The 6,803-nt window shown below is 60.0% G+C and carries 6 protein-coding genes and 1 pseudogene; 3 read left to right on the top strand and 4 right to left on the bottom strand.

All coding sequences use genetic code 11. The features are described from left to right. Positions 1 to 144: 144 nt before the first annotated feature. Positions 145 to 747, top strand: a pseudogene (locus BN871_RS25750) (TOBE domain-containing protein); the annotation flags it as partial. Positions 748 to 821: 74 nt separating this feature from the next. On the opposite strand, the gene BN871_RS25745 reads toward BN871_RS25750, so the two are convergent. After that, a complete protein-coding gene (locus BN871_RS25745; RefSeq protein ID WP_021880578.1) occupies positions 822 to 1,622 on the bottom strand; it encodes a Cof-type HAD-IIB family hydrolase in 801 nt (266 codons plus the stop codon). A gap of 264 nt (positions 1,623 to 1,886) precedes the next feature. On the opposite strand from BN871_RS25745, the gene BN871_RS25740 reads away from it, so the two are divergent. Continuing rightward, positions 1,887 to 3,305 carry a S41 family peptidase gene (locus BN871_RS25740; protein ID WP_048750005.1) on the top strand — a complete coding sequence of 473 codons (1,419 nt, stop codon included), beginning with the start codon at positions 1,887 to 1,889 and terminating at the stop codon, positions 3,303 to 3,305. Between the two features lie 135 nt (positions 3,306 to 3,440). Here BN871_RS25740 and map read toward each other — a convergent pair whose 3' ends face one another. After that, positions 3,441 to 4,190, bottom strand: a complete 750-nt coding sequence (map, locus tag BN871_RS25735) for a type I methionyl aminopeptidase (RefSeq protein WP_048750003.1) — start codon at positions 4,188 to 4,190, stop codon at positions 3,441 to 3,443. A gap of 56 nt (positions 4,191 to 4,246) precedes the next feature. Continuing rightward, positions 4,247 to 4,567, bottom strand: coding sequence for a hypothetical protein (locus BN871_RS25730; protein WP_048750001.1), 321 nt, complete (start codon positions 4,565 to 4,567; stop codon positions 4,247 to 4,249). 170 nt (positions 4,568 to 4,737) lie between these two features. Between BN871_RS25730 and BN871_RS25725 the strand changes: the two genes are divergently transcribed. Continuing rightward, positions 4,738 to 5,844 carry a Xaa-Pro peptidase family protein gene (locus BN871_RS25725; RefSeq protein ID WP_021880582.1) on the top strand — a complete coding sequence of 369 codons (1,107 nt, stop codon included), beginning with the start codon at positions 4,738 to 4,740 and terminating at the stop codon, positions 5,842 to 5,844. A gap of 140 nt (positions 5,845 to 5,984) precedes the next feature. Here the strand turns inward: BN871_RS25725 and BN871_RS25720 are convergent, their stop codons facing one another. Beyond that, positions 5,985 to 6,458 (bottom strand): cupin domain-containing protein, encoded by a 474-nt coding sequence (locus BN871_RS25720; RefSeq protein ID WP_021880583.1) that lies wholly within the window; start codon positions 6,456 to 6,458, stop codon positions 5,985 to 5,987. Positions 6,459 to 6,803 lie beyond the last annotated feature (345 nt).

Genomic DNA, 6,803 nt, shown 5'->3' with positions numbered 1-6,803 from the left:
CATAACAGGGCTTGTAGACAGCACGCACGTCGATTCGAGCCAGCGCAGCTATCCCCGCGGCCAGGTCATCATGACGGACGAGGCGAATCATGACAGCATTCGTCCGCTCCTTGCTCCGGGCGCCGAGGCCTGTCCWKCWGCAWGCTGCTCGACGAGCCGTTCGCGGCGATCGACGCCAAGATCCGCACGGAGCTGCGCACCTGGCTCAAGGAGATGATCGAGCGCGTCGGCATCACCTCGATCTTCGTCACGCATGACCAGGACGAGGCGATCGAGGTCGCGGACGAAATCATGATCATCAACAAGGGGCGGCTGGAGCAGAAGGGCTCCCCTTGGGATATTTACAAGAAGCCGCAGACGCAGTTCGTCGCGGAGTTCATCGGCGAATCGACGACGATCGAGGATGTGGCATCCATCAAAGGCTTCGAGGAAGCGTCGAGCTGGGCCGGAGTCAAGGGCTTGATCCGTCCGGAGTACATCGAGATCGGCAAGCCGGGTGAAATCGCGCTTGCCTCCGCGACGATGAGAGCCCAGGTGCGCCATATCCACTTCCGCGGCAGCGAATGGATGGTGGAGCTGGATATCGGAGGCCGCAAGCTGATCACGTACCGCTCGCTGGAGAAGGAAGTGCTCAAGCCGGGCGACGAGGTGGATGTGCTCGTGCACCGGGCCTACCTGTTCAATGCGGATGACAGCTGGATCATGGAGAACAAGCTCAAGACCGATCCGATGCCGGTCATGATCTAGCCGTCCGGCCGACAGCATCGTCAAAAAAAGAGCGTACCGCAGCTGCGGCACGCTCTTTTTCATCCCCTGCCCGGTCAAGCCGGGTTCAAGATAAACTTGTCGACGACATGCGCGACCCCGTCCTCGTTGTTGGACAGCGTCACATAATCCGCGAGCTCCTTGAGAGCCGGCTGAGCGTTCGCCATCGCGACGCCGAGGCCGGCCGCCTGCAGCATCTCGCGGTCGTTCCAGGCGTCTCCCATGGCGATCGTCTCCTCCATGGAGCAGCCGATATGCTCCGCCATGAACTTCAGGGCATGTCCCTTGGTTCCTTCCTTATGCATGAACTCCAGATAATGCGGTTTGGATTTCGTAATATGGACCGTGCCGCCGATGAGGGGCTGCAGGTCCAGGGCGATCTGGTCGAGATAGGCCGGCTCGTCGATGATGAGCATTTTGAGCAGAGGCTGCTTCAGCAGGGAGCTGAAGTCGGGCTCGACGATATACGGGATTTTGGACTGGCGGGCGTAGTCCTTGACCTTCTCGTTCTCCTCGCGGACGTAGAGCTTGTCGTCCACGTACAGCTGCAGATGCAGCCCTTTGTCGACACAGTACCGGTCCAGCTCGGCAGCGGCGTCCGAGGGCACATAGCGCTCGTAGAGCACCTGTCCGTCGAGCAGCGTCTTGACGAGGGAGCCTTGGTAAGTAATGATCGGCACGTTGAGCCGCAGCCCCTCGGCGACCTGGCGGGCGGAAGCGAACATCCTCCCGGTGGCGAGCGTTACGGTCACTCCGCGGTCCAGCGCGGCCGTCAGAGCGGCGCGTGTGGCGGGGGTCACTTCAAGGCTGTCGTTCAGCAGCGTATCATCCACATCGATGGCAATCAGCTTGTACATCGGCTTTCTCTCCGTTTCCTGTCGCTTTTCTTTATCTGGTTCGGCAAGCTATCCCTCATTGTACCGGAGTCGCCCCGATGCCTTCAAGGGGACGAAAATTGAAATGCTCCGCCCAAATAGGATAAAGTAGGTAGCACAAGCAAGCGGTTCTATCCGGCTGACGGACGGGGCGGGCATGCGAGGGAAGATCGTGGATCCACCGGTCGGGATACCGATTCGGACAGGAGAACAACAGCCCAGGCGGGCGGAGCGGAGAGATCAGACATGAAGCAAATGCGCAGCGAGGCTGCCAGGCAGCGCTTTGTCACCTGGTGCGTCGCAGGGGCGATCGCGGCCTTGGCGATCGGATTCGGAGCGGGAAGGCTGTCGATGGTCATCCAGTATCCGGTGATCAAGGAAAAGGTATTCGGCAATTTCAACGCCTCCTATAAAGAAATCAAGAAGGATTATCTGTTCGGAACGAAGCCCGACGAGCTGCTGAACGGGGCGGCCAAGGGAATGGTGGCGGCGCTGGGCGACCCTTACTCGACCTATATGCCGGGCAGCGAAGGCGAGGATTATATCCAGAGCTACCAGCCGGAGTTTGTCGGCATCGGGGTGCAGGTGCGCCAAGAGGAGGACCGCTACCTGATCGACAGCGTCATGAAGGACACCCCGGCCGAGAAGGGCGGCGTGCTGGCGGGCGACGAGATTACGGCTGTCGACGGCACGCCGGTCAAGGGCGTCACGATGGAAAAGCTCGTCAGCCTGCTGCGCGGCGAGAAGGGGAGCAAGGTCAAGGTCACGCTGTCCCGGACGGGAAGCCAGCCGCTGACGGTGGAGCTCACGCGCGCGCCGATTCCGGTTACGACCGTTACCCATGCCATGCTGGAGAACGGCGTCGGCGAGATCGTCATCAGCCGCTTTGCCGAATCGACGGCCAAGGAATTCAACAAGTCGTTCGAGGAGCTGCAGAAGAAGGGGATGAAAAAGCTCGTCCTCGATCTCCGCTCCAATCCGGGCGGCCTGCTCGTGCCGACGATCGACATCGCGAACAAGCTGATTCCGAAGGGCAAGATGATTCTGGAGGTCGACTACAAGGACGACAAGAAAGTTCAGAAATACTATTCCAAGCAGAAGACCGCCTTGAATCTTCCGATCGTCGTTCTCGTCAACGGGCAGACGGCCAGCGCGGCCGAGGTTCTCTCGGCCGCTCTCAAGGAATCGGCAGGCGCCAAGGTCATCGGCACGACGACGTTCGGCAAGGGCATCGTGCAGAGCTTCGGGCAGTACAAGGACAATTCCGTGCTCAAGCTGACCGAGGCTCAGTGGAAAACGCCGAATGGAGAATGGATCCACAAGAAGGGCGTGAAGCCGGATGAATCGGTCGATCTTCCTGCGTATGCATCCCTTCCGGCTCTTCCATCCGGGGAGGAACTGAAGAAAGGCGACTACGGCGACCACGTCAAGACGCTCCAGTCCATGCTGGAGGCGCTCGGATACGGCCCGGCGGACCAGCCTGGCGTGTTCGGGGAGAAGACCGACGCGGACATCAGGAGCTTCCAGACCCGCAGCAAAATCGACGCTACCGGCGTCGTTACGGACCGGACGGCTTATATGCTGATGGATCAGCTGCGGACCAAGCTGCAGCAAGAGGATCCGCAAAAGAAGGCCGCTCTCAAGGCCATATCCGGCGCGGGCTGACCCCATGTTTTCCCTGCCAGTGGAGAGGATTATGCGCTCCAGGCAGATCGTCCTATCCGTTTGAACCTAAAAAGCCCGTTGTCCGGCTATTCCGGACAACGGGCTTTTGCTCGCTGCATGGAGCATGCGCACAGGCTACTGCTGCGTCAGGATCAGCGGTCCGCCTTCCTGGATGACAAGCGTATGCTCGTATTGGGCGGAGCGCTTGCCGTCCATCGTGCGGCAGGTCCAGCCGTCGGAGTCGATGAACATCTGCCAGGTGCCTTCATTGATCATCGGCTCGATCGTGAGCACCATGCCTTCCTTCAGGCGGAAGCCTTTGCCGGGCTTGCCGACATGGGCGAAGTTCGGCTCTTCATGAAGCTCTCGCCCGACGCCGTGGCCGAGCAGATCCCTTACGACCGAGAAGCCGTTCTCCTCGGCATGCTTCTGCACCGCATGCATGACGTCGCCGATCTTCTTGCCTGGCTGCGCTTCGCGGATGCCGATATCGAGGCATTCCTTGGTCACCTCCATCAATCGGCGGGCGTCGTCCGGCAGTTGGCCTACCGCATAGGTCCATGCCGAATCGCCGATCCAGCCGTCTGCCTGAACAACGATATCGATCGTGCACAGATCGCCCTCGGCAAGCGGCGCATCGCTCGGGAAGCCATGGGCGATCACGTCGTTGACCGAAGCGCAAGTGGCATATTTGTATCCTTTATATCCGATCGTATAAGGAATCGCATCCTGGCTTCGGATGTAGGCCTCGACATGGCGCTCGATGTCCATGGTCGTGATTCCTGGCGCGATCATGGCCGCAATCTGCCTGTGGCATTCCGCCACGATGGCGCCGGCACGCCTCATCTGAGCAATTTCTTCGGGTGTTCTTATCTTAATTGACATTGCTTGGTCAGCCTCTCTTTCCGTGCGCTCTCCTTGTTCATTCCTTGCCCTTCCCTTTACGTTACTCCCGCCGGGGATGTCCGGTCAACTGCGCCTGCTGCGGAGAAGGACGAAAAAAACCGCCGGAGCGTCCCGGCAGTTCTTCGTTCGGCCTCGGGCCGGGGGATCATTCCCCGCGAGCCCGATCTCTTTGCTTCTGCGGACGGCTCTCCGCTTCCCGGGCTTGCTCGGAATGGTCGGACAAGTAGCTGCCGCGACGCCGGTCCCCCCCGGCGGCGAGCCCACAGCACCAGAATCACGACGATCGCGATCGTCAGCAGAATGGCGACATTCAGGAAGCCGCCAAGAAACAGAAAGGCATTTTTCAAAAATTCCACTTGCATTCACCTCTTGCACCTACCTTACCCTTGTTCAACTCCGCCTACTCTGAGCTTCCCGGTGCATATAGGGCTGATGTGTGTCGAAATCCACAGGTCGTTCCCGCCTTCGGTATGATACAATGGCAGACGAGAAGTTAACCGCAGAAGAGAACCGGAGGTAATGAACGATGGATACGCTGCCCTACAAGCATCGCTGGCTCAAAATGAAAGAGGCGCTGAATGCGTCCGGAATGGATCTGGCCATTCTGACCTCGCCGGCCAGCATATTTTACCTGACCGGCTTTTATAGCGATCCGCATGAGCGTTTCATGGCGCTCGTCATCGAGCCCGGCAAGGACGGTTATACGCTTCTGGTGCCTGCCCTCGACGAGGAGAGCGCCCGCGGGGCGGCCCAGTTGGGCAGGCTGGTAGGGATCGGCGATACGGACGATGCCTACGCTCTGCTGGAGAAGGAGACTGGGACGCAGGCGTCGGTCGTCGGGGTAGAGAGCGCGCATCTGCGGTACTCCGGTTACTTGCAGCTGGCGCGGCTGTACGGCCAAGCCGCCTTCCGCGATGCGGAGCCGCTCGTCATGGGGCTTCGTCTCGTCAAGTCGGAAGGAGAGATCGAGCTCGTCAAGAAAGCCGTCGCCCTCGCGGAGCAAGTGCTTGCGGAGACGGTAGCCAAAGCCGCTCCCGGAGTGACCGAGCTGGAGCTCAATGCCGAGATCGAGTACCGGCTGCGCGTTCTCGGGGGCGACAAGCCTGCGTTCGAGACGAGCGTTCTCGGAGGCGTCAGAACCGCTTTGCCGCATGGCCGGTCCAGCGGTTACAAGCTGCAGGAGAACGACTTGCTTCTGATCGACATGGGCGTCTACAAGGATGGATACTGCTCCGATATTACCCGCACGTTCCTGATCGGAGAAGGTACGGACTCGCAGCATCGCATCTACGATTCGGTGCTCAAGGCCAACCGCAGCGCCTTGGCCGCCGTGAAGGCGGGAAGGCCGCTCGCAGAGGTGGACCGGGGAGCGCGCAGCGTGATCGAAGGGGACGGATACGGCTTCTACTTTACGCATCGCACCGGCCATGGCATGGGGATCGACGTGCATGAGCAGCCGTCCGTGCATGGAGAGAACAAGACGCTCATGCAGGCGGGCCTGCTCTTCACCATCGAGCCAGGCATTTACATTCCGGAGATCGGCGGAGTCCGCATCGAGGATGACGTCTACATCGGACTTGACGGGCAGCCTGTCGTCCTGACGTCGTATCCGCGGGAACTCACCCGCCTGTAGGGTCTGCCCGCTTGAGCTTGAGCTGCATGGCTGATGGGCTGCATGGCAGCCGCGGCGCGTCTTGCCGGCGATCCTTAATGAAAAAAGCTGTTCCCGGGCCTCTTGCTTGAGGCTTGCAGGGAACAGCTTTTTTGTCGGTTCTACTTTTCGTCGGGAGCGATCATCGAAAAATCGTCGTAGTGGAAAGCCGGCGCCACGATGCAGGTGACGAGCACAGGCTCGTCTCCGGCAGGCCGGGCGGTCTGCCAGGAGCCTGCGGGGACAAGCGCCTGCGGAGTCTGTCCGGCAGCGATGTCCAGGCCGAGGATGAATGTCTCCGCAGCTTCGGGCTTGTCTCCATGCCCGCCGATCGTCAGCTCGAGCGGCCCGCCTGCGTGGAACAGCCACAGCTCGTCGGAGAGCACCTTGTGCCACGCGGATTCCTCGCCCGGATGCAGCAGGAAGTAGACGGAGCTGGCGGCTGCCCTCGCGCCGGAATAGCGGTCTCCAAGCACTTCATGGGGAATTTGATAGGAAGCTTTCCAAATTTCCTTGAACCAGCCGCCTTCGATATGGCGGTCCATGTCAAGAAGCTCCACAAAGGGAGACGGGGATGTCGGGACGGTCATGGCCATTCATTCTCCTTGTCGCGTTGGAATGCGTATTTTTCTACTATAGCATGGGCGCGGCAGCGATTCCAAACCAAGAATGATTTGATCGTTTCAGGCACACGTTCTCATAGACAACTTCGGACAAGCGATGGTAAGATACTGGAAGTTTACTAATCGCTGGTTGGGAGAGAGGTTGAGTCCAGACATGAAATTAATCGGAGAACGTCTCCGTCCAGCCGCTGCCTTGCTGACAGCGCCAGTCCTGGCTGCAGCCTTGCTTGCAGCCCCTGCCGCTCCGGCGGCTGCGGCGTCTGCCSWATGCKGTSTCAGATCGCCGATTTTGCCGGAATCGATAATGCTGCGGATCGT

The sequence above is a fragment of the Paenibacillus sp. P22 genome (assembly GCF_000469945.2).
In the GTDB taxonomy this organism is placed as follows: domain Bacteria; phylum Bacillota; class Bacilli; order Paenibacillales; family Paenibacillaceae; genus Paenibacillus_O; species Paenibacillus_O humicus.
The sequence above is the reverse complement of the archived record's forward strand: the minus strand, read 5'-3'. Positions and strand labels throughout refer to the sequence as shown.